Here is a 21,124-nt window from a genome sequence, read left to right as displayed (position 1 = left end):
GCCGCCACCCCGCTCCGCCCGCTCACTGATTCGCCAGTTCCTTCATCTCGGAGACGGCCGGCACGGCCATCGGGTCCAGGCCATGCGCCAGGGCGAGGTAGACCGAGGCAAAGTCCGGGACCGCCAGCAGCGAAGCCAGCCGCTCCAGCGCGGAACCGCCCTCGGCGGTGACCACGTCGCAGCGCACCCCGCGCCGCTCGGCCAGGGTCTGCACCGCGTCGGCCCGCCGCTCCTCCACCGCGAGGGGCTCGTCGGTGTCGTCTCCCGCGGTGAGCCCGCCGTCACGCAGCAGCACCAACCGCAACCGGGTGGCATCCGGGTCGGCCTCCGCCGGGTCGGCGAAGATGTCCCGCTCCCCCTCAACCAGCCCGCCGAAGACCCCGTCGAGCAGGCCGACCCGGCCCCGCCCGGCCTCACCCAGCGCCCCGGTCACCACCGGATAGCGGGCGTTGGCCGAAAGCGTGTCACCGAACCTGCGGGCGGCCACGGTGGCCAGCGGGGACGAACCCCAGACGATCGGAATCGACCCGGCCAGGCCCAGAGCCAGCGACTTCGCCGGGTTGACGAAGGACTCGGCGGCGGGGCGGCAGCGGTCGGCGTCCGCGTCCAACCGGGCCGCGGTCTCGGCCAGGTCCGCCTCGTTCACCTTCACCAGCCCGAGCGTACGGGCGGCGAGCAGCACCGGCACGGTGAGCGCCCAAAGGCTCGCCCGGGCCGGGGCGCGCCGGGGCACCGGAATGAACGGCGCCCGGGCCCGCTCGGCCACCGACTGGAGCTGCGAATCCGGAGCGCCGACGGCGACCAGACGGGCGCCCCGCCGATGCGCGGCCTCGGCGGCACCCAGCGCTTCCGGGCTGCGACCCGAGGCGCTGACCGCGATCACCACGTCGGCCGCGCCCACCCAGCCCGGCACACCGGCACTGCGGTGCGGGATCACCGGCACCGGGCAACGCGGCCCGGCCACCGTCGCCAGCACGTCCCCGGTCCGCCCAGCGGTGCCGATACCGGCGATGACCACCGCGCGCGGTCGGCCCTCGTCGGCGAGCACGCTCAGATTCGCCTCGGCGGTCAGCGCGGCCGCTTCGCGCACCTGGGCACCGGCGGAGGCGGTGAACCGGAGCATGCCACCCGGATCCCGCTCGGTCAGCAGGTCGGGGTTGTCCAGCAGCGACTCGTCGGCGTGCCGGTGCCCGCTGACCCCAGCCGCACCCTCCATCATCGCTGCGGCGCGGAGCCGCCGCGCGCGTCGTCCGCCGCGGGCCCACCGCGCGCCTCGTCCAGCAACAGCACCGGCACGTCGTCGCGGACCTCGAAGATCCGACCGCATTCGGTGCAGGTGAGTGTCTGGGCCTGCGGGTCGTAGTCGAGCGGAGCGTGGTGTGTGTCCGGGCAGGCGAGGATCTCGAGCAACTGCGGGTCCAGGGCCACGTCGCGGCTCCTTCCACGTATGCGGTCTGACCGGTCGGCGGCACCGACCGGCGCACGCGATCTTAGCGGCGAACCGGTACGGAAGCCGCGTCACGCAGCGGGGATCATCCGCCGGTTTCCACGCTCACCGGTCACCGTGGCACCAACTCGCGTCGGGTCGCCGCCACACACCGTCACCGTAACTCCGGATGGGCGGCCGGGCTCCGGCTCAGCCGGGCCCGTCGGGCAGCACGCTGGTCGCGTCGCCACCCGGGGCTGCCGGCGACTCGCCGGCCGGCCGGTTCGCCGCGGCCGCGCCGTACACGTTGCCAGCCGGACGGGGCGACGAACCCCCGCCATAGACGGTCGGGGTAGGCGGCTTCTGCCCGTACACCCGTCCCGCCGGCGCCTCGGAGCGGTAGGTGGTGCCACCCGCGCCGCGGGCCGACGGGACCTGCGGGTAGGCGACCGCGTGCCCGTCGGACCGGTCCGCGCGGTTGCGCCGGACCAGCAGCACGATCAGGGCGACGCCGACGAGCACCAGGCCGATGCCGAACCACATGACTGGGGAACCTCCGGAGGACGAATGCGCATCGGCGCGGGACCCGACGGCCGGGGCGGCCAAGGCCGCCATGGCGGTCGGCGGATCGTCGTCGTCCGACGACGGGGTGACGACGGCGCTCGGGGTCGGGGACGGTTTCCGCGTCGGCGTCGGCGAAGGGCTCGCCGCCTTCGCCCCGCCCACCACGCGAGCGGAGGTGTCGGCCTGGCCGAGAAGCCGACCGGCGGCGGTGCTCGCGACGCCGACCACGGTCAGCCGACCACCCGGCGCGCCAGCCAGGAAGGCGACCCGGTAACGAACCGTCATCCCCTTGCCCTTGCAGACGGTCGATTTGTCCGGTGCGGTGGCGGCCGTAGCGACCGCGCCGTCGCCACCGGAGAGCCCGACGGGCAGCCACCGCCCACCGCTGTTGACCTCCACCCGGACCTGGTCGGCCCGAACACCGTCGAGCCGCAGCCCCAGACCGGTGCGCAGCTGCACGCAGCCGCCGGTGCGCTTGCGCACCTCGACCGCGACCGTTTCCGATGACCCACCGGCAGTGAAGCTGCGGGCCGAACGAACGTTCACCCGGTCGTCGGCGGCCAGCGCCGGGGACGCCCCCACGGCCACCAGGCCGCACAGCATCACACCGACCGTGGCCAACCGCGCCGCGTGCCGCCTCATCGACATCTCCACCTCACCGTTCCCACCCCGACGGGGTGCGCCGGGTCAGGCTACTACCGGCGCGGAGTGGTACCCGCCCATCGAGCGCTCGACATGTGCGCCGCGACACGCCGGGCGACGGTCAGGCCGGTGCGGCGGCCAGCGCCCGCCGGGACAACCGGTCGGCCGTCCGAGTGGTCTCCGGCAGCCGGTACCGGGGCGTCAACGCCAGCACCCGGTCGGCGGCGTTGGCGAGGCTCATCCGGTGACCGACGCTGACGAACACCGGCTTCACCCCGTCCCGGGTACGCAGCACCCGACCGACCACCTCACCGCCGTCGCACAGCGGCGTCCAGGCGCCCCGCTCCGGTCCCGGTTCCGCCCACTCGCCGATCAGCGGCGTCTTCCCCACCCCGATCGCGGGCAGACCGGTGACCAGGCCGAGATGGCAGGCCAGCCCGAACCGACGCGGGTGCGCGAGCCCGTGGCCGTCGCAGACCAGCAACTCGGGGCGCACGGTCAACCGGTCCAGGGCGGCCAGCAGCGCGGGCATTTCGCGAAACGCGAACAGCCCTGGCACATACCCGAAGGCGGGTCGCCCGACACTGACCGCCTCGTCGACCACGGAAAGAGTGGTGGCGTCCAGCACCGTGACGGCCGCCGCGAGCCGGTCACCGCTCTCCGCGTACGCGACATCGAGGCCGGCCACCGTCGTGGGCGCGGTCGGACCCGGCCCGACCAGATCCACCCGTGACCGCAGCTCCTCCTGTACGCGCATCGCCTCCGCGACGTCGGCCGGCGGCTGGTACGGCATCACCCGGGTCACCGTCCTCGGCTACTGGCCCACCCGGCCGTCGATCCGCTCACGCAGCAGATCGGCGTGGCCGTTGTGTCGGGCGTACTCCTCGATCATGTGCACCAGCAACTCGCGGAGACTGATCTCTTCCCCGTCGGGCATCCGGGCCCGGATGCCCAGGTCCGGCGTCGCCGCCACCAACTCGTCGGCGAAGGCGATCTCCGCCCGCCAGGTGGCCCACGCCTCCGCCACCACCGCCGGATCCGCGACCGCTCCGTCGAAGGCGCCGTCCCGCTCGCCCGGGGGCGAGTAGAGCTTCGGCACGTCCTGGCCGGCCAGCACCCGACGGAACCAGCTGCGCTCCACCTCCGCGAGGTGCCGCACCAGGCCAAGCAGCGACATCTTCGACGGGAGTACGGAGCGGCGGGCCAACTGCTCGGCGTCGAGATCCGCGCACTTGAGCTCGACGGTGAGGCGCTGATCCCGGAGATATCCCACGAGGGTGGACCGCTCGTCGTCGAAGCCGCCGTCGGAGCGCGGATCGTCCTCCGGCGTGACAAACATGTTCGACCAGGCGAACTGGGGTGTGGGGTGGTCGGTGCTGGTACGCGCGTCAGTCATGCCGGGACCCTCGCCCACCGCCCCGCCGCTCGCAACGCATATCCGTCCTCCCGCCGTCAGCCGGTCGCGATGGTCGGGTCGGCGCCGGGGTCGCCGGCCTGCCGCAACTGCTCCTCGAACATCACGAACGTCCGGCGCACAGCGCCACCCAGGCGTGTGATGCGCCGCCCAGCCAAGCGGTGATGAGGAAGGCGTAGCAGCCGTGGCCACCCGCCAACAGTTGCCCGTGCAGGTCCGGGTAGCCGCGTTCGACCAGCTGCTGCCCCGAGGTCGGTTGCCGGGTCGACGTCGGCGCAGAGCTTCTGGAACCGCCCGCCGGGGACCTCCTCGACCCGGCGCGGCCCGTCCTCCTCGCCGTTCACGGGACTGCGGACGTCCCCGTGGAGGTAGCCGTCGAAGGTACGCGACGCGGAGACCTGCGGCCAGCCGTGCGTCCAGGTGTCGTAAAGCGGTGCAGTCGAGACAGGTCAACTTCTCCGCCCCGAGGGGGCCGAGCTTGCAGATCGTGCTCGGTGCTGGCTGCATCGGTCACGCCGCGTTTGGCAGGCTGACGGCTGCCCAGTCCGCGGCACCGCGGGTGGCGATGTTGCGGGCTGCGTTGACGTCGGCGTGCTCAGCGAAGCCGCACGACGTGCATCGGAAGGTGGATTGGTTGAGGCGATTCGCCTTTGCGATGTGCCCGCAGGCGCAGCAGCCCTGCGAGGTGTACGCCGGGTTGACGTGGACGAGCGCCACTCCGGTCCGTTTCGCTTTGTAGGCGATGAACTGGCCGAGTTGGTGGAACGCCCACGAATGCAGTGTGACCCGCTGGGGCCGTCGGAGCCGTACCCGGTCGCGGATGCCCGTGAGGTTTTCCAGGGCTATCCCGCGGCCGGTGCGTTCGGCCTCGGCCACGATCTGCTTGGCGATGCGGTGATTGGTGTCGGTCGCGAACCGGGCTTCCTTACGTCGGCGGGCTTTCAGCAGCCGCTTGGCGGACTTGGTGCCGATCCGCTGAAGTTTTGCCCGCAGCCGCTGGTTACGGTGGCGCACCCGGTTCAAGCCTTTGCCGCTGTGTCGGGTGCCGTCGTTGGTGGTGGCGATGTTCGCGATGCCCAGGTCCACACCGAGGAACCCGTCAGGCTGCTTCACCTGGGCGTCAGGGATGTCGCAGGTGGCGTACAGGTACCACTTGCCATCACGGTGCACCAGGTCGGACTCGCCCTTACGGTGGGTGACCAGCGTGGAGTACTGCTGCTCGGAGCAAGCAAACCGAACTCGGTTCAACCGGCCGCCGACGGCCCAGATCGACACCGTGCGGTCGGCTATCTGCCACGATAGGCAGCGGTCGTCGAACGGCTGTGCGGCATCCCGGCGGAACGCAATCGGCTTTGCCTCGGCCTTGCGGCGGCGTTTCGACCCGGGCTTGCCGAGGTTCCCGGCGAGGATGCTGGATTTCAGGGCGGTGTACGTGCCAGCGACCTTGCGTGCGACGTGGATCGCTGGCTGAGCCGACAGGCCCATTCCCTTCAGCCGCCCGTATGTGAGCCGCTGCAACGACTGTTTGCCGTACACCCGCGTCCGGTACGCCTCGGCGGAGACGAGGTTCGCGGCCTCGTTGCACAAGGTCAGCGTGTCCCGCAACGCCGCCTCTTGGCCGACGTCAGGAAACAGGCGCACCTGCACAACGATCTTCACCGTCCACAGTCTACCGTCCGGCCTGTGTCACCGGGATGGACCTCGGACCCGGATATTCGGCGGGGCCGCAGCGTTGTCCACGATCTGCACGTGCATCTGGTCTTCATCACCAAGTACCGTCGCGACGTACTCAACGACGCGATGCTCACCCGGTGCGAGCAGGTCATGGCCGACGTCTGCGCCGGCATGGGGGCTGACCTGGCCGAGTTCAACGGCGAGGACGATCACGTGCACCTGCTTGTGCGCCACCCCCCGAAGCTAGCGATCTCCACACTCGTCAACTCCCTCAAAGGCGTGTCCGCCCACTACCTGCGCAAAGAGTTCACCGGCCACATCAACCGGCACCTCATGCACGGCCGCCTGTGGTCACCGTCCCACTTCGCCGCGTCCTGCGGCGAAGCCCCGCTGGAAACCGTCAAGCAATACATCGCCAACCAGAAGCGTCCAGGTCCGTAACGCGATTCCTCCCGGCCCTAAACCTAAACGGCCGGGATTCCTCGCTAGATTCCGCTGATTCCTCGGATGGCATGCTGGCGGGGCTGCCCTGCGATTCCTGCATCAATTTCCTGGTGCACTTCAACGTGCTTCCGGGGTCCCACCTCGCCTACTCCGCCGAGTGGCGCCCAGAGCCGCAAAGCCGTCAACCATCCTGGCCGTTTCCCGATGACGTGGCCCATGGACTCCGCGGCGCGGGATTAAGTGGCTAAACCTGAGATTCAGCGAGACCCACGACAAAGGGGCTCTTCGAACTTAAGCGGGGTTGAGGTGTCCGCGGTGTCGTCGGGTGGTGGCGGTGCGGGTGCGTAGGCGTTGGTTTTCGGGATTTCGGAAGCCGTAGGCGTCGCGGGCGATGGTCTCGATAACCCGATTGGTTCCTTCCGAGCCGGCGTTGGTGATGCCGGTGGCCAGGAACGCCAGTATTTGTGGCCACCAAGTCTCGATCGTGGTGGCGAGCCGGTGGAGTTCGGGCAGGTCAGAGGCGGCGCAGCGGGTGTAGAAGCGGTGCAGCAGCCGGTGGACGTCTTCCCGGTTGGGCTGAGTGCGGGCGGTCGCGAGAAGGTCAAGCAGGTCTTCTTTCGCGTTCCACGCGGTCAGGATCGGAGCGCCGATCGCCGCGGGTAGGGCTTCGAGGGTGTCGACGAGGTGGTCGACGTGCTTGCCGGGCATGCGGGCGGCCGAGCGGGTCAGCCGGTTACGCATCCCCATTCCGGGTCGCTGCCGCGACCGCGGCGCCCCCGCTGGGTCAGGGTCATGCGGCGGCGGCCGTCCAGGCCCAGCAGCCGGGTCGTATCGTTGACCATGCTCGCAGCTCTTCACTTGTGACCATCCGAACTAGACACTCAGATGATCACTGACGAGCTGCGAGCGCTTCACTCTCGGGTCGACTCAGCCGCGAACCCCGCTCAAGTTCGAAGAGCCGACAAAGGCCCCTGACCGGCATCTCTGCTGGTCACGGGCCTTGTCGCACCCGGTGGCGCGTAGAGGATTCGAACCTCTGTAGCTTTCGCGACGGATTTACAGCCCACCGGTGTTGGCGGCCACCGCGCCGAGCCAGGACCGGGTGGTGATCTCCAAGGCAGCCAGGCAGGCGGCCGCTCGGGCCGGTTCGGCCGGCAGTACCTCGACCAGGTACGGCGCGGCGGCGACCGCCGCCGCTACCTCATCCCACGCTGACTCCATCGGCCCAGCCTGTCGAACGGGCCAGGCGGCTACAGCACCAGCCCGGTCAGCACCATGACGCGCGGCTCGGTGTAGTCGTCCATCGCGCTGCGCAGCCCTTCCCGCCCGACACCGGAACCCTTGACCCCGCCGTACGGCATCTGGTCGGCCCGGTACGACGGCACGTCCCCGACGATCACCCCGCCGACCTCCAGGGTGCGGGACGCGAGGAAGGCGGTCTGCAGGTTGTGCGTGAAGATCCCCGCCTGCAACCCGTACGCCGAGTCGTTGACCGCGGCGAACGCGGCCTGGTCGTCTGCGATCGGGCTGACCACCAGCACTGGCCCGAAGACCTCTTCCCGGCAGACCTTCGCGGATGACGGCACGCCGGACAGCACCGTCGGCGGGTAGGTAGCGCCCTCCCGCCGTCCGCCGACCTCGATGGTGGCACCGGCGGCGACCGCCTCGTCGACCCACGCCTCGACGCGCTGGGCCGCTTCGACGGAGACCAGCGGCCCGACGTCGGTCAGTTCCGAGGCCGGGTCCCCGGTCCGCAGTTCCTGCACTGCGGCGACGAGTCGGGGCAGGAAGCCGTCGTAGAGCCATTCGTGCACGTAGACCCGCTGCACGGCGATGCACGACTGCCCGGCCTGGTAGTTGGAGAAGGTGGCGATCCGGTGCGCCGCGAAGGTCAGGTCCTCGTCGGACGACCAGTCCTCGCAGATCACCGCCGCCGCGTTGCCGCCCAGTTCGAGGGTGACGTGCTTGTCCGGGGCGGCCCGGCGGATGGCCGCGCCGACCGGCCCGGAGCCGGTGAACGACACCACCGGCAGCCGGGGATCGGCGACCAGCTCGGCGGCGCGCTCGTTGGGCAGCGGCAGCACCGAGAACATCCCCTCGGGCAGCTCGGTCTCGGCGAGGATCTCGCCGAGCAGCAGCGCGGACAGCGGGGTGGCCGGGGCCGGCTTGACGACGATCGGCGCGCCGACGGCGATGGCCGGGGCGACCTTGTGCGCGACCAGGTTGAGCGGGAAGTTGAACGGCGCGATCCCCAGCACGGGGCCCCGGGGCACCCGCCGGACCAGCGCGATCCGCCCGTTGGCCGCCGGGTCGGTGTCCAGCCGCTGCAGTTCGCCGGAGAATCGCCGGGCCTCCTCGGCCGCCCACCGGAACGTGGAGACTGCCCGGCCCACCTCGGCCTTCGCCCACTTGACCGGCTTGCCGTTCTCGGCGGTGATCAGGGCCGCGACCTCGTCGGCACGTTCGGCGAGCCGCCGGGAGACGTGGTCCAGGGCCGCCGCCCGGGCGTGCGCGGGCAGGGCCGCGGCCGCCGCGGCGACGCCGGTGGCTGCCGCGACGGCGGCTTCGACCTGGTCGGCCGTGGCGAGGGTGGTACGCCCCACCGTCCGGCCGTCGTACGGGTGGGTGACGGTCAGCTCGCCCTCGCCGTGGGCGGGGCGACCGGCGACAAAGAAGGCTCTCGGCTCCACGATCGGCAGCGTAGACGACGCAGGCCCGCGCGGAAACAGTTGCTTCAACCCTTGTCTGTTACGGATTCAGTGGCCAAGATGGCAGTCAGATTGCGATAACCTCCGCAGACCTTCCCCCCGGCCACCCTCGGAGACATTCTGATGAGTGATCAGCAGCAGCTGCGCAACTTCGTCAACGGCGAGTACGTCGACCCGGTGGACGGCGGCTACGCCGACCTGATCGACCCGTGCACCGGCGAGGTCTTCGCCCAGGCGCCGGTCTCCGGAGCCGCGGACGTGGACGCGGCGATGAAGGCCGCCGCCACGGCGTTCGAGACGTGGCGGGACACCACCCCGGCCGAGCGGCAGAAAGCCCTGCTCAAGCTCGCCGACGCGGTGGAGGCCCGCGCCGCCGACCTGGTCGACGCCGAGGTGCGCAACACCGGCAAGCCCCGCCAGCTCACCGCCGACGAGGAGCTGCCGCCGGCCGTCGACGAGTTCCGCTTCTTCGCCGGTGCCGCCCGGCTGCTTGAGGGCCGCTCGGCCGGCGAGTACCTGGCGGGCCACACCTCGTACGTGCGGCGCGAGCCGATCGGCGTCTGCGCCCAGGTCACCCCGTGGAACTACCCGCTGATGATGGCGGTCTGGAAGATCGCCCCGGCCCTCGCGGCCGGCAACACGGTGGTGCTCAAGCCGTCGGACACCACCCCGGTCTCGACGCTGCTGCTGGCCGAGATCGCGTCCGAGTTCTTCCCGCCGGGCGTGTTCAACGTCGTCTGCGGCGACCGGGACACCGGACGTGCCCTCGTCTCCCACCCCACCCCGCAGCTGGTGTCGATCACCGGCTCGACCCGGGCCGGCATGGAGGTCGCCGCGGCGGCGGCCCCGGATTTGAAGCGGACCCACCTGGAGCTGGGCGGCAAGGCCCCGGTGGTGCTCTTCGACGACGCGGACATCGCGGCGGCGGCCGAGGCGGTCGCGGTGGGCGGCTACTTCAACGCCGGCCAGGACTGCACCGCCGCCACCCGGGTGCTCGCCGGTCCCGGCGTCTACGACGACTTCGTCGCCGCCCTCACCGAGCAGGCCCGCAACACGAAGACCGGCGCGCCGGACGACGAGGACGTGCTCTACGGCCCGCTGAACAACGCCAACCAGCTCGCCCGGGTACGTGGCTTCGTGGACCGCCTGCCGGACCACGCGAACGTCGAGACCGGGGGATCCCAGCAGGGCACGCGGGGTTACTTCTACGCCCCCACCGTGGTCAGCGGAGTGCGTCAGCAGGACGAGGTCATCCAGCAGGAGGTGTTCGGGCCGGTCATCACCGTGCAGCGGTTCTCCGACGAGGACGAGGCGGTGCGCTGGGCCAACGGCGTCGACTACGGTCTTTCCGCCTCGGTCTGGACCAGGGACCACGGCCGGGCCATGCGGATGACCCGCCGGCTCGACTTCGGCTGCGTCTGGGTGAACACCCACATCCCGTTCATCTCCGAGATGCCGCACGGCGGCTTCAAGCACTCGGGCCACGGCAAGGACCTCTCGGTCTACAGCCTTGAGGACTACACCCGGATCAAGCACGTCATGCACAACATCGAGGGCTGATACCGATGACTTCTTCCGACGAGCTGCACAAGCGGCGGGGCGCGGCGGTCGCCCGTGGCGTGGGCAGCGTCATTCCGGCGTACGTGGACCACGCGGGCGGCGGCACCATCACCGACGTCGACGGGCGGGAGTGGATCGACTTCGCCGCCGGCATCGCGGTCACCAACGTGGGCAACTCCGCGCCGAAGGTGGTCGAGGCGGTCCGGGCGCAGGTCGAGCGCTTCACTCACACCTGCTTCATGGTCGCACCGTACGAGTCGTACGTGGCGGTCTGCGAGCAGCTCAACGCGCTGACCCCGGGCAGCTTCGAGAAGCGCTCGGCGCTGTTCAACTCGGGTGCCGAGGCGGTGGAGAACGCCGTCAAGATCGCCCGGCACGCCACCGGGCGGCCGGCGGTGGTGGTCTTCGACCACGCGTACCACGGCCGGACCAACCTGACCATGGCGCTGACCGCGAAGAACATGCCGTACAAGCACCGGTTCGGGCCGTTCGCCGGGGAGATCTACCGGGTGCCGATGTCGTACCCGCTGCGCGACGGTGGGTTGGACGGGGCGACCGCCGCCGCCCGGGCCATCGAGATGGTGGAGAAGCAGGTCGGCGCGGAGAACGTGGCCGCGCTGCTGATCGAGCCGATCCAGGGCGAGGGCGGTTTCGTCGTACCCGCCGAGGGGTTCCTGCCGGCGCTGCGCGAGTGGGCGACGGCGGCCGGGGTGGTCTTCATCGCCGACGAGATCCAGACCGGCTTCTGCCGGACCGGGGACTGGTTCGCCTGCCAGCACGAGGGCGTCGAGCCGGACCTGATCACCCTGGCCAAGGGCATCGCCGGCGGGCTTCCGCTGGCCGCGGTGACCGGGCGGGCGGAGCTGATGGACGCGGTGCACGTGGGCGGCCTCGGCGGCACGTACGGCGGTAATCCGATCGCCTGCGCGGCCGCGCTCGCGGCGATCGAGACCATGCACGAGCTGGACCTGGCCGCCGCCGCCCGACGGATCGGCTCGGTGCTGGGCGACCGGCTGCGCGCGATCGCCGCCCGCGACCCGCGCATCGCCGAGGTACGCGGTCGCGGCGCCATGCTCGCCGTGGAGATCGTGCAGCCCGGGACGCTGACCCCGGACCCGGCCGCCACGGGGGCGATCTCGGCGGCCTGCCACGCCGCCGGCCTGCTCACCCTGACCTGCGGCACCTACGGCAATGTGCTGCGCTTCCTGCCCCCGCTCGTCATCTCCGACGACGAACTGGCCCGGGGCCTGGACATCCTGGAGGCAGCGTTCGGCTGACCCTCGTCGAGCATCCCGCGCATCACCACGCTCATCATTCGGACCCGCAGGGGGCGCGACAGCGGCCGCAGCGACCAGGTGAGCAGCTTCGCCAGGCCGCCGGGCAGCACCGTGCTGCGACGGCCGAGCGCGTTGAGGACGGGTGCCGCTACGTCGGCGGGGCGGGCGGCCAGCGCCATCCGCATCCCCGCGCGGGCCGCGAAGCCGGTGTGTACCGGGCCGGGCGCCGCCGCCAGCACGTCTACGCCGAGGCGTTTCCACTCCACGTGCAGCGCCTCGGCGAGCGCCTGCACATACGCCTTGGTGGCCGCGTACGAGGCGGCGTGCGGGGTGCCCTGGAAGCCCATCAGCGAGGCCAGCAGCACCACGCCCCCGCGACCGCGCGCGGCCAGTCGCCGCCCGAACCGCTGGGTCAGTGCCAGCACCGCCCGGCAGTTGACGTCCAGCATGTCCGCCTCAACCGCCGGGTCGGCGTCGAGGAAGGCCCCGGAGGTGCCGAACCCGGCGGCGGCCACCAGCAGCCCCACGTCGAGATCCGTGCTGCCGGCGACGACGGCGTCCACCCCGGCCGGTGTGGCGAGGTCGGCATCGACCACCCGGACCTGTACGCCGTACCGGGCGGTGAGCTCGTCGGCCAGGGCGCACAGGAGGTCCCGCCGCCGGGCGACGAGGACGAGGTGCAGCCCAGCACCGGCCAGCAGCCCGGCGATCTCCCGCCCGATGCCGGACGACGCGCCGGTGACGAGCGCCCAGGGGCCGTAGCGGGCGCGGAACCGGCCCGGGTGGCGCAGCCGGCGCGGGGCACGCACCGCGCCGGAGACCGGCCCGTCGGTCCACGTGGCGGTCTCCTCCGGCGGCATGACGGACCACCTCTCCCTGGGCTGACGCTCTGCCCGTCACGATTCCGGGTCAGCCGGTGGTGGTCCACCTCAATCGTGCGAAGCCCAGGAAGGCGAGGATCATCCGGCCCGATCAGCGATCGTCGAGGAGAGGTTGGCGCGGGTCCCAGGGTGGGCCGCCGGCCGCGTCCCGGCGGCGGCGGGCGATCGCGGACAACGCCTCCAGGACCACCCGGTTCCCCAGGTACGCGGTGATGTCGGCGTGGTCGTACGGCGGCGCGACCTCGACCACGTCCACCCCAACCACGGGCAGCTCGTAGCAGCAGCGGCGCACGGCGTCGAGGAGCTGCCGCGAGGTGAAACCGCCCGGCTCGGGGGTGCCGGTGCCGGGTGCCATGCCCGGGTCGACCACGTCCACGTCGACGGAGAGGAAGACGCCCTCGCACTCGTCGGTGGCGATCCCGAACGCTTCCGAGAGACAGGAATCCAGGCCGCGAGCCACGATCTCGGTCATCTCGTACGACCGCATCCGCTGGTCGGCCATCCAGGACAGCGTCTCCGGGCCGGGCCAGTAGCCGCGCAGGCCGATCTGGAGGAAGCGGTCGCCGCGTACCGCGCCGGACTCGATGAGCCGGCGCATCGGCTGGCCGTGGCCGTGCAGCGAGCCGAACTCGATGTCCCCGGTGTCGGCGTGCGCGTCGAAGTGCACCAGCGACACCCGGCCGAGCCCGTGGTGGCGGGCGACCCCGGTGGCGTCGGGCAGGGCGATGGAGTGGTCGCCGCCGAGCACGATCGGGATCGCCCCGGCGGATGCGACCGTGTGCACGGCGTCTTCCAGGGCGGCCAACGACCGCTCGATGTCGCCGGAGAACATCTCGACGTCGCCGGCGTCGTACACCTGCAGGTCCTGCAGTCCGTCGACGCGCAGGGCCAGGGAGAGGCGGGAGCCGTCGTGCGGCAGGTAGCAGGCCTGGCGGATCGCGGACGGGCCGAATCGGGTGCCCGGCCGGTGCGAGGTGCCACCGTCGAAGGGCGCACCGACGATCACCACGTCCGCGTCGGCGAAGGAGGACGGCTCGTCCAGCGCACAGCGGTCCACCCCGAGGAAGGTGACGTCGGGGCCGAACATCGGGCCGTAGCGGGTCATCGCTCCTCCATCCCCCACGGCGAGCCGTAGTCGGTCAGCAGGTCGAGGAAGGGCACCGGGGGCAGCGCCTCCGGGCCGATCACGCCAGCGCCGGACCAGGCGCCGGTGGCCAGCAGTTCCAGCGCGACGACGGGGTTGACCGCGGTCTGCCAGACCACCGCCTGGTGGCCGTACTCCCGCATCGACCACTCGTTGTCGACCACGTGGTAGAGGTAGACCTTTCGGGGCCGACCGTCGACGCCGATGCCGGTCACGTACGTGCCGGCGCAGGTCTTGCCGCGCATCCGGTCGCCGAGGGTCGCCGGATCGGGCAGGCAGGCGGCCACCACGTCGCGCGGGGAGACCTCGACGCCCCGCACCCGCACCGGGGAAACAGCGTCGAGGCCCAGCTTGTGCAGGGTCTTGAGCACCTCGATGAACTCGTCGCCGAGGCCGTACTTGAAGGTGACCCGCTTCGCCTTCACCCAGCGCGGGATCAGCAGCACCTCCTCGTGCTCCACGTTGACGCACTCGACCGGGCCGATCCCCTCGGGGAACTCGAAGACCTCCGGCTCGGAGAACGGCGGGGTGGTGTACCAGCCCCGGTCGGCCTCCCAGATCACCGGCGGGTTCAGGCACTCCTCGATGGTGGTCCAGATGGAGAACGACGGGGCGAAGTCGTAGCCGTCGACGGTCAGGTTGGCGCCGTCGCGTACCCCGATCTCGTCGATCTCGGTGAACAGTTCGTCGGCGGCGTAGCGGGCGAATATGTCGGACAGGCCGGGCTCGACGCCGATGCCGCAGAGCGCGAGGCGACCGGCCTTCACCCAGGCGGAGGCCGCCGCGAACTGGTCGTCGCCGAGCTTCACGCCGGTCTCGGCGTAGGGCGCGGTCGGGTGCGGGTGGGACAGCGACATCGCCATGTCCAGGTAGTCGGCCCCGGCGGCGAAGGCGCCGTCGAAGATCGACATGACGAAGCGCGGGTCGACCGCGTTGAACACGTGGGTGATCCGGTGCTCCCGGCAGAGCGCGGCGACGGCCTCCGTCGAGGAGGCGTCGACCTGCGCGGCGACGAAGCGGGAATCGCGCCCGGCGATCGCCCGCGACGCGCGGGCGGGGTCGTGGTCGGCGACCACCATGGTCTCGAAGAAGGAACGGCGGGCTGCGATGGCGACGGCGGCGGAACCGACGCCACCGGCGCCGACGAGCAGGATACGCATCAGGAATCAAACCCCAAACCAAAACGATCGAGAGTACGCAGCCACAGGTTGCGCCGGCCTTCACGCTCGTCGGCGCGGGCCAGCGACCAGCGGGTGAGATTGATGCCGGTGGCCCGGAACGGCTCCGGCGGGAACGGCAGCGGCTTGCTGCGGACCAGGTCGAGCCGGGTCAGCGGGGTGTGTTCGCCGCCGAGCAGGTCGAGCATCACCCGGGCACCGAACCGGGTGGCCCCGACGCCGAGCCCGGTGAACCCGGCCGCGTACGCCAGCCGACCGTCGTAGGCGGTGCCGAAGAACGGGCAGAAGCGGGTGCAGGTGTCGATGACGCCGCCCCAGCGGTGACTGAACCGGAGGCCGTCCAGCTGGGGAAACGTGGTGAAGAAGTGCCGGGCCAGGGCGGTGAAGGTGGCCTCCCGCTGCTCCAGCCCGGGAGCCATCCGGTTGCCGTAGTGGTAGACCGCGTCGTACCCGCCGAAGAGGATCCGACCGTCGGCGGTGATCCGGTAGTAGTGGAACTGGTTGCCGAGATCGGCCAGCCCCTGCCGGTTCGCCCAGCCGATCGCCTTGCGCTGCGCCTCCGACAGCGGCTCGGTCATCAGCGCGTAGTCGTAGACGGGCACCAGCCAGGCGCGCAGCCGGCGCAGCAGCGGCGGGAACGCGTTGGTGCCGAGCACCACCTGCCGGGCCCGGACCGTGCCGGATGCCCCGTCCGGGCCGCCGGCCGTCGTCGCGCGTAGCGCGCCGCCGTCGGGGCGCAGGCCGGTGACCCGGGTGTGCTCGTGCAGGCGTACGCCCCGGTCGAGGGCGGCCCGGCGCAGCCCCCAGGCGAGCTTCGCCGGGTCGAGCATGGCCACCCGATCCCGGTCCCACATCCCGCCGAGGTACGTCGGCGAGTCCACCTCGGCGCGTACCTCGTCCCGGTCGAGCAGGCGCACGTCGTGGCCGTACCGGCGGGCCAACTCGGCATCCTCGGCGAGCCCGGCGAGCTGGTACGGCTCCACGGCCACCGCCAGCTCGCCGGTCCGCTCGAAGTCGCAGTCGATGCCGTGCCGGTCGATCGTGTCGGCGATGGCGTCCAGGTTCTCCCGGCCGAGCCGTTCCAGCTCGTCGATCTCGCCGGGGAACCGGTCGACGCCGTTGGCCAGGCCGTGGGTGAGCGAGGCGGCGCAGAACCCACCGTTACGCCCCGACGCCGCCCAGCCGCAGGTGCCCGCCTCGACCAGGAGCACATCCCGGTCCGGGTCGGCCTCCTTGGCGAGCAGGGCGGTCCACAACCCGGAGTACCCGCCGCCGACCACCAGCAGGTCGGCGTCGTGCGTACCGGTCAGCGGCGGCAGCGGGTCGGGGCGTTCCGGTCGGTCCAGCCAGTACGGGACGGGCGCGGCGTCGGCCAGCGCCCGGCCGGTATGCGGGAGTTTCATGACCCGCTCTTCGCCGTTTGCCTGGCCGGCACGGTGGCCGCGAGGGCGGCCCGTCGGGCCCGCCGGCCCTGCAGCGAACTGGCCCCGACCAGCAGCAGCGCGATCGCGAACATCGCCGTGCCGATGACGTTGACCTGCGGCGGGATGCCCCGCTGGGCGGCACCCCAGACGTACATCGGGAAGGTGACGGTGGTGCCGGCGTTGAAGTTCGTGATGATGAAGTCGTCGAAGCTCAGCGAGAAGGAGAGCAGCGCGGCTGACACGATGCCGGGCAGCACCAGGGGCAGGGTGATCCGCCGGAAGGTCTGCCACTCACTGGCGTACAGGTCCATGGCGGCCTCCTCCAGCCGCCGGTCCATGCCGGCGAGCCGGGCCTTCACGGTGACCACCACGAACGACACGCAGAACATCACGTGCGCGATGACGATGGTCCAGAAGCCCTGCGGCACCCCGGCGGCCACGAAAAGAGCGAGCAGGGAGGTGCCCATCACCAGCTCCGGGGTGGCCATCGGCAGGAAGATCAGGCCGTTGATCCCGGCCCGCCCCTTGAAGCCGTGCCGGACCAGGGCGAACGCCATCAGCGTGCCGAGGACGGTGGCGACCACGGTGGCGATCAGGCCGATCAGCATGCTCCGGCCCACCGCGTCGCACATGTCGGAGGTGGCGCAGGGCTGGAGCCAGTTGTCCAGGGTGAACTCGTTGAAGTCGTAGGACAGCCGGTTCGCCGGCCGGTTGAAGGAGAGACCGGCGACCACCATGATCGGCAGCGACAGGTAGCCGAGGACCAGCAGGGCGACCCCCATCACCCAGCGGTCGGCCAGCCAACGGGACAGTTTCACAGCACCTCCTCCGTGCCGGCCTTACGCAGATAGACGAAGACGATCGCCAGGATCGCCGCCATCAGCAGGAACGACAGGGCCGCGCCCTGCGGGTAGTCCAGCCGGACCAGGAACGCCGAGTCGATTACGTTGCCGATCATGTATTCGTTCGGGGTCCCGAGCAGCTGGGCGTTGATGTAGTCACCGGTGGCCGGGATGAAGAAGAGCAGCGTGCCGGCGATCAGCCCGGGCATGGACAGCGGCAGGGTGACCTTCTGGAACGCCCGCAGCGGGCTCGCGTACAGGTCGCTCGCCGCCTCCAACAGCCGGGGGTCCAGCCGCTCCAGGTTCGCGTACAGCGGCAGCACCAGGAAGGGCAGGAAGTTGTACGTCAGGCCGAGCACCACCGCGGCCGGGGTGGCCAGCAGCCGGCCGTCCGGCCCGAGCAGGTGCACGTCGCGCAGCAGCTCGACCACCCAGCCGTTGTCCGACAGGATCGTCTTCCAGGCCAGCGTGCGGACCAGGAAGCTGGTGAACATCGGCGCGACCACCGCGACGAGCAGCAGGTTCTTCCAGCGGCCGGCCTTCTGCGCGATCGCGTACGCCAGCGGGTAGCCCATCAGCAGGGCCAGCGCCAGCGCGATCGCCGAGTAGACCAACGACCGGACGAACTGCGGCCAGTACGCCTGCAACGCCTCCGGGTAGTTGCCGAAGGCCCAGGTCATGTCGTAACCGGTGGCCAGCGATCCGTCCGAGTCGTACAGGCTGGCCGCCGCCAGTTGGAGCAGCGGCAGGGCGAAGAAGATCGCCAGCCAGGCCGCGCCGGGCAGCAGCAGCAGGTACGGCAGCAGCCGGGACCGCCCCCGCCGGGACGCCGGCGGCGCAGCCGGCTGCCCCGACCCGGTCGGTACGTGCGCCAGCGCGGTCATGCCGCCACCTGGTCGAGCAGCGGCGTGGTCTGATCGTCCTCACCGGAGTCGCGGGGCAGCAGGAACGCATGCTGCGGGTCCCAGTGCGCCACCATCGCCGCGCCGACCGGCACCTGGCCGCCGAGGCCACTGTTCGCCGCGAAGGCGGACAGCTCGCTGCCCCACGGCGTCTTCACCAGGTACTGCGTGCTCACCCCGACGTACGAGGCGTCGGTCACCACGCCACCGACGTGCTGGTGTCCGGCGGGCACCTCGTCGGGGTGGGCGACCAGGTGCAGCTTCTCGGGGCGTACCCCGAGGAAGATCGGCCCCCGCTCGACGCGGGCCCGCCCGGCGGGCACCGAGAAACGCGCACCGTGCGCGGTGACCAGCACGTCGTGCCCGCTGAGCCCGGCGGCCTCGCCGGCGAGCAGGTTGGACTGGCCGAGGAAGTTCGCCACGAACGCGGTCGCCGGGTACTCGTAGATGTCGGCCGGGGCACCGAGCTGCTCGATCCGGCCGGCGTTCATCACCGCGACCGTGTCGGCCATGGTCATGGCCTCCTCCTGGTCGTGGGTGACGTGCACGAAGGTGATGCCGACCTCGGTCTGGATCCGCTTCAGCTCGATCTGCATCTGCCGGCGCAGCTTCAGGTCGAGCGCGCCGAGCGGCTCGTCCAGCAGCAGCACCTGCGGGTGGTTGATCAGCGCGCGGGCCAGCGCGACCCGCTGCTGCTGGCCGCCGGAGAGTTGGGCGGGCTTGCGACGGCCGTACCCTTCGAGCTGTACCAGCGCGAGCATCTGCTCGACCTGCTCGGTCACCTTGCGGATGCCCCGCCGCCGCAGCCCGAAGGCGACGTTCTCGTGGATGTCGAGGTGGGGGAAGAGCGCGTAGCTCTGGAACACCGTGTTGACCGGCCGCTTGTACGGGCGCAGCCCGGCGATGTCCCGGTCACCGAGCAGCACCTGCCCGCTGGTCGGCTCCTCCAGCCCGGCGATCATCCGCAGCGTGGTGGTCTTGCCGCAGCCGGAGGCCCCGAGCAGGGCGAAGAACGAGCCCTGCGGGATGGTCAGGCTGAGGTCGTCCACCGCGGTGAAGACGCCGAACCGCTTGGTCAGGTTGGCCAGGCGCAGGTCGCCGGCCGGTGTCTCGTGTCCCATCATCCTCACGCCCCGATGACCTTCTGGAACTTGGACTCGAAATCCCGCTCCTGCTTCTCGGTCAGGGCCATGAAGCCCTTGGTCTTCGACAGCATCTCCTCGTCAGGGAAGATGAGCGGGTTGCTGGCCAGGTCCGGATCGATCTTCTCCATCTCGGCCTGCGCGCCCTTGACCGGGCAGATGTAGTTGACGTAGGCGGCGAGCTTCGCGGCCACCGCCGGCTCGTAGTAGTAGTTGATCAGCTCTTCGGCGTTCGCCTTGTGGGTGGCCTTGTTCGGCACCAGCATGTTGTCCGACCAGAGCATCGCCCCGGACTCGGGCATCACGAACTTGATGTTGTCATTGTTGAAACTCAGCTGGATCACGTCACCGGACCAACAGATACAAGCGGCGATGTCACCCTTGTTGAGGTCCTGCGAGTAGTCGTTGCCGGTGAACTTGCGGATCTGCCCGGAGTCGACGGCCCGCTTCAGCTTGGCCAGCGCGTCGTCGAACTGTGCGGTGGTGAAGTTCGACGGGTCGTGGCCGTTGGACTGGAGCAGCAGGCCCATGGTGTCCCGCATCTCGGACAGCGCGGTCACCTTGCCCTTGAGGTCCGGGCGGGTGAGCAACTCGTCGACCGTCCGGATCTCCTTGGTCACCTTGGCGTTGTACGCGAGCGCGGCCAGGCCGGACTGCCACGGGGCCGAGAACTGACGCTCCGGGTCGAACGACACGTTGCGCAGCGTCGGCAGCAGGTTCGCCTCGACGTTAGGCAGCTTCGCCTTGTCCAGCTTCTGGAGCCAGCCGAGCCGGACCATCCGGGCCGCCATCCAGTCGGTGAGGACCATGAGGTCACGCCCGGTCGGCTGGCAGCCGGCGAGCTGGTTCTGCACCTTGCCGAAGAACTCGTTGTTGTCGTTGACGTCCTCGGTGTAGGTCACCTGAATGCCGGTCCGGGCGATGAACGCCTCGAGGGTGGGCCGCTTCGACTCGTCCTTATCGTCGACGTCGATGTATTGCGGCCAGTTCGAAAAGGCCAGCTTCTTCTCGGTGGCGGAGAGGTCATCGCTCTTGCAGCCGGCCTCGGTCTGCTGAGCGCCCTTGGTGCCGCAGCCGGTCAGGGCACCCGTCGTGGCAATCAACGCGGCCGAGCCGAGGGTGCCGGTCAGCAGGCCACGCCGGGTGAGGGGCCGGAGGGGACTACGCATGTGACGACTCCTATGGGGGGGCATCGTCGGCGGCGTGACAAGGGGGCGCGCCAACGGGAGGGTCAATGGCGATGGACGACTGATCCTGACATGAGGTGACCTCCCTTACAAGGGATTCCGTTGCGGGAATAGCCAAGGACCACGAAATACGCCAGACTGCGTCGGGCGCTACCCTCAGCGCGAGGAAATTGGACATGGGGAGCGGGCGATGGCCAACCGGCACCAGGAGAACGGCAACGGCGCGCGCCGCGTCACTGTGCGTGAAGGGGCTAATCACGCACTGCTCGATGACGTCGCCAAGCAGATCATCGAGCAGCTCCAGGAGGACGGCCGACGCCCGTACGCGACCATCGGCAAGGCGGTCGGCCTGTCCGAGGCGGCGGTCCGGCAACGGGTGCAGCGGCTACTCGACGCCGGGGTCATGCAGATCGTCGCGGTGACCGATCCGCTCCAGCTCGGCTTCCCCCGCCAGGCCATGATCGGCCTACGTACCGACGGGGACCTGGAGAGCGTGGCCGACCGGCTCGCCGAGTTCGCGGAGATCGACTACGTGGTGATCACGGCCGGCTCGTTCGACCTGCTGGCCGAGGTGGTCTGCCGCAACGACGCACACCTGCTGGAGATTCTCCAGAAGCTGCGCACCGTCCCCGGCGTACTGGCGACCGAGGCGTTCGTCTACCTCAAGCTCCGTAAGCAGACCTACAGCTGGGGCACGGCCTGACGGCCGGCGCGG

General features: G+C 70.8%; 22 protein-coding genes. 4 read left to right on the top strand and 18 right to left on the bottom strand.

The features are described from left to right. Positions 1-22: 22 nt before the first annotated feature. The 7 genes from AB0C02_RS06830 to AB0C02_RS06800 form a co-directional block, all read right to left on the bottom strand. Positions 23-1,219, bottom strand: coding sequence for an SIS domain-containing protein (locus AB0C02_RS06830; RefSeq protein ID WP_357541968.1), 1,197 nt, complete (start codon positions 1,217-1,219; stop codon positions 23-25). Beyond that, positions 1,216-1,428: a Trm112 family protein gene (locus AB0C02_RS06825; protein ID WP_089009243.1), complete on the bottom strand. Its 213-nt coding sequence runs from the start codon at positions 1,426-1,428 to the stop codon at positions 1,216-1,218. The genes AB0C02_RS06830 and AB0C02_RS06825 overlap by 4 nt, the downstream gene beginning before the upstream one ends. 208 nt (positions 1,429-1,636) lie before the next feature. Further along, positions 1,637-2,632 (bottom strand): hypothetical protein, encoded by a 996-nt coding sequence (locus AB0C02_RS06820; RefSeq protein ID WP_357541965.1) that lies wholly within the window; start codon positions 2,630-2,632, stop codon positions 1,637-1,639. Between the two features lie 121 nt (positions 2,633-2,753). Further along, positions 2,754-3,425 carry a deoxyribonuclease V gene (gene nfi / locus AB0C02_RS06815; RefSeq protein WP_357542370.1) on the bottom strand — a complete coding sequence of 224 codons (672 nt, stop codon included), beginning with the start codon at positions 3,423-3,425 and terminating at the stop codon, positions 2,754-2,756. 21 nt (positions 3,426-3,446) lie between these two features. Then, positions 3,447-4,028: a DinB family protein gene (locus AB0C02_RS06810; RefSeq protein WP_357541963.1), complete on the bottom strand. Its 582-nt coding sequence runs from the start codon at positions 4,026-4,028 to the stop codon at positions 3,447-3,449. A 121-nt stretch (positions 4,029-4,149) separates the two neighbouring features. Further along, positions 4,150-4,284: a toxin glutamine deamidase domain-containing protein gene (locus AB0C02_RS06805; protein WP_357542368.1), complete on the bottom strand. Its 135-nt coding sequence runs from the start codon at positions 4,282-4,284 to the stop codon at positions 4,150-4,152. 272 nt (positions 4,285-4,556) lie between these two features. Continuing rightward, the gene (locus AB0C02_RS06800) at positions 4,557-5,693 is read right to left on the bottom strand and encodes a transposase (RefSeq protein ID WP_357541961.1); all 1,137 of its coding nucleotides are present in this window, start codon (positions 5,691-5,693) and stop codon (positions 4,557-4,559) included. 36 nt (positions 5,694-5,729) lie between these two features. Between AB0C02_RS06800 and tnpA the strand changes: the two genes are divergently transcribed. Further along, complete coding sequence (gene tnpA / locus AB0C02_RS06795) at positions 5,730-6,161, top strand: IS200/IS605 family transposase (RefSeq protein WP_357541959.1); 432 nt, start codon at positions 5,730-5,732, stop codon at positions 6,159-6,161. Between the two features lie 294 nt (positions 6,162-6,455). On the opposite strand, the gene AB0C02_RS06790 is transcribed toward tnpA, so the two are convergent. The 3 genes from AB0C02_RS06790 to AB0C02_RS06780 all read right to left on the bottom strand — a co-directional run bounded on the left by AB0C02_RS06790 (position 6,456) and on the right by AB0C02_RS06780 (position 8,854). Beyond that, on the bottom strand, positions 6,456-6,905 hold the full coding sequence (locus AB0C02_RS06790; protein ID WP_357541957.1) for a transposase: 450 nt from the start codon (positions 6,903-6,905) through the stop codon (positions 6,456-6,458). A gap of 315 nt (positions 6,906-7,220) precedes the next feature. Then, on the bottom strand, positions 7,221-7,385 hold the full coding sequence (locus tag AB0C02_RS06785) for a DUF2625 family protein (RefSeq protein WP_357541955.1): 165 nt from the start codon (positions 7,383-7,385) through the stop codon (positions 7,221-7,223). Positions 7,386-7,414: 29 nt separating this feature from the next. Further along, positions 7,415-8,854 (bottom strand): aldehyde dehydrogenase family protein, encoded by a 1,440-nt coding sequence (locus tag AB0C02_RS06780; protein ID WP_357541953.1) that lies wholly within the window; start codon positions 8,852-8,854, stop codon positions 7,415-7,417. Between the two features lie 141 nt (positions 8,855-8,995). Here AB0C02_RS06780 and AB0C02_RS06775 point away from each other — a divergent pair, with 141 nt between their 5' ends. Both AB0C02_RS06775 and gabT read left to right on the top strand, forming a co-directional pair. Continuing rightward, a complete protein-coding gene (locus tag AB0C02_RS06775) occupies positions 8,996-10,432 on the top strand; it encodes a gamma-aminobutyraldehyde dehydrogenase (RefSeq protein WP_357541951.1) in 1,437 nt (478 codons plus the stop codon). A 5-nt stretch (positions 10,433-10,437) separates the two neighbouring features. Further along, positions 10,438-11,709: a 4-aminobutyrate--2-oxoglutarate transaminase gene (gabT, locus tag AB0C02_RS06770; RefSeq protein WP_357541949.1), complete on the top strand. Its 1,272-nt coding sequence runs from the start codon at positions 10,438-10,440 to the stop codon at positions 11,707-11,709. On the opposite strand, the gene AB0C02_RS06765 is transcribed toward gabT, so the two are convergent. The 8 genes from AB0C02_RS06765 to AB0C02_RS06730 form a co-directional block, all read right to left on the bottom strand. Continuing rightward, positions 11,616-12,569: an SDR family NAD(P)-dependent oxidoreductase gene (locus AB0C02_RS06765; RefSeq protein WP_357541947.1), complete on the bottom strand. Its 954-nt coding sequence runs from the start codon at positions 12,567-12,569 to the stop codon at positions 11,616-11,618. The two genes, gabT and AB0C02_RS06765, sit on opposite strands and share 94 nt — an antisense overlap. Positions 12,570-12,681: 112 nt before the next feature. Further along, on the bottom strand, positions 12,682-13,695 hold the full coding sequence (speB, locus tag AB0C02_RS06760; RefSeq protein WP_357541945.1) for an agmatinase: 1,014 nt from the start codon (positions 13,693-13,695) through the stop codon (positions 12,682-12,684). After that, positions 13,692-14,894, bottom strand: a complete 1,203-nt coding sequence (locus tag AB0C02_RS06755) for a saccharopine dehydrogenase C-terminal domain-containing protein (RefSeq protein WP_357541943.1) — start codon at positions 14,892-14,894, stop codon at positions 13,692-13,694. The genes speB and AB0C02_RS06755 overlap by 4 nt, the downstream gene beginning before the upstream one ends. Continuing rightward, positions 14,894-16,315 carry an FAD-dependent oxidoreductase gene (locus tag AB0C02_RS06750; protein WP_357541941.1) on the bottom strand — a complete coding sequence of 474 codons (1,422 nt, stop codon included), beginning with the start codon at positions 16,313-16,315 and terminating at the stop codon, positions 14,894-14,896. Before AB0C02_RS06750 ends, AB0C02_RS06755 begins: the two co-directional genes overlap by 1 nt. Continuing rightward, positions 16,312-17,154: an ABC transporter permease gene (locus AB0C02_RS06745; protein WP_357541939.1), complete on the bottom strand. Its 843-nt coding sequence runs from the start codon at positions 17,152-17,154 to the stop codon at positions 16,312-16,314. Before AB0C02_RS06745 ends, AB0C02_RS06750 begins: the two co-directional genes overlap by 4 nt. Then, positions 17,151-18,062, bottom strand: coding sequence for an ABC transporter permease (locus tag AB0C02_RS06740; RefSeq protein ID WP_357541937.1), 912 nt, complete (start codon positions 18,060-18,062; stop codon positions 17,151-17,153). The genes AB0C02_RS06745 and AB0C02_RS06740 overlap by 4 nt, the downstream gene beginning before the upstream one ends. After that, positions 18,059-19,204: an ABC transporter ATP-binding protein gene (locus tag AB0C02_RS06735; protein ID WP_357542366.1), complete on the bottom strand. Its 1,146-nt coding sequence runs from the start codon at positions 19,202-19,204 to the stop codon at positions 18,059-18,061. Before AB0C02_RS06735 ends, AB0C02_RS06740 begins: the two co-directional genes overlap by 4 nt. A gap of 2 nt (positions 19,205-19,206) precedes the next feature. Continuing rightward, positions 19,207-20,391, bottom strand: a complete 1,185-nt coding sequence (locus tag AB0C02_RS06730) for a spermidine/putrescine ABC transporter substrate-binding protein (RefSeq protein WP_357541935.1) — start codon at positions 20,389-20,391, stop codon at positions 19,207-19,209. 208 nt (positions 20,392-20,599) lie between these two features. On the opposite strand from AB0C02_RS06730, the gene AB0C02_RS06725 reads away from it, so the two are divergent. Further along, positions 20,600-21,112 (top strand): Lrp/AsnC family transcriptional regulator, encoded by a 513-nt coding sequence (locus AB0C02_RS06725; RefSeq protein ID WP_357541933.1) that lies wholly within the window; start codon positions 20,600-20,602, stop codon positions 21,110-21,112. The last annotated feature ends 12 nt before the right edge of the window (positions 21,113-21,124 follow it).

The organism is Micromonospora sp. NPDC048999 (genome assembly GCF_040649295.1).
In the GTDB taxonomy this organism is placed as follows: domain Bacteria; phylum Actinomycetota; class Actinomycetes; order Mycobacteriales; family Micromonosporaceae; genus Micromonospora.
The sequence above is the reverse complement of the archived record's forward strand: the minus strand, read 5'-3'. Positions and strand labels throughout refer to the sequence as shown.

Excerpts from the sequence above, each read along its gene's own strand:
- AB0C02_RS06785 (WP_357541955.1), bottom strand. The coding sequence starts at position 7,385 with ATGGAGTCAGCGTGGGATGAGGTAGCGGCGGCGGTCGCCGCCGCGCCG.
- AB0C02_RS06750 (WP_357541941.1), bottom strand. The coding sequence starts at position 16,315 with ATGAAACTCCCGCATACCGGCCGGGCGCTGGCCGACGCCGCGCCCGTC.
- AB0C02_RS06775 (WP_357541951.1), top strand. The coding sequence starts at position 8,996 with ATGAGTGATCAGCAGCAGCTGCGCAACTTCGTCAACGGCGAGTACGTC.
- speB (WP_357541945.1), bottom strand. The coding sequence starts at position 13,695 with ATGACCCGCTACGGCCCGATGTTCGGCCCCGACGTCACCTTCCTCGGG.
- AB0C02_RS06765 (WP_357541947.1), bottom strand. The coding sequence starts at position 12,569 with ATGCCGCCGGAGGAGACCGCCACGTGGACCGACGGGCCGGTCTCCGGC.
- nfi (WP_357542370.1), bottom strand. The coding sequence starts at position 3,425 with ATGCCGTACCAGCCGCCGGCCGACGTCGCGGAGGCGATGCGCGTACAG.
- gabT (WP_357541949.1), top strand. The coding sequence starts at position 10,438 with ATGACTTCTTCCGACGAGCTGCACAAGCGGCGGGGCGCGGCGGTCGCC.
- AB0C02_RS06755 (WP_357541943.1), bottom strand. The coding sequence starts at position 14,894 with ATGCGTATCCTGCTCGTCGGCGCCGGTGGCGTCGGTTCCGCCGCCGTC.
- AB0C02_RS06735 (WP_357542366.1), bottom strand. The coding sequence starts at position 19,204 with ATGATGGGACACGAGACACCGGCCGGCGACCTGCGCCTGGCCAACCTG.
- AB0C02_RS06725 (WP_357541933.1), top strand. The coding sequence starts at position 20,600 with ATGGCCAACCGGCACCAGGAGAACGGCAACGGCGCGCGCCGCGTCACT.
- AB0C02_RS06830 (WP_357541968.1), bottom strand. The coding sequence starts at position 1,219 with ATGATGGAGGGTGCGGCTGGGGTCAGCGGGCACCGGCACGCCGACGAG.
- AB0C02_RS06810 (WP_357541963.1), bottom strand. The coding sequence starts at position 4,028 with ATGACTGACGCGCGTACCAGCACCGACCACCCCACACCCCAGTTCGCC.
- AB0C02_RS06820 (WP_357541965.1), bottom strand. The coding sequence starts at position 2,632 with ATGAGGCGGCACGCGGCGCGGTTGGCCACGGTCGGTGTGATGCTGTGC.
- AB0C02_RS06740 (WP_357541937.1), bottom strand. The coding sequence starts at position 18,062 with ATGACCGCGCTGGCGCACGTACCGACCGGGTCGGGGCAGCCGGCTGCG.
- AB0C02_RS06730 (WP_357541935.1), bottom strand. The coding sequence starts at position 20,391 with ATGCGTAGTCCCCTCCGGCCCCTCACCCGGCGTGGCCTGCTGACCGGC.
- AB0C02_RS06790 (WP_357541957.1), bottom strand. The coding sequence starts at position 6,905 with ATGCGTAACCGGCTGACCCGCTCGGCCGCCCGCATGCCCGGCAAGCAC.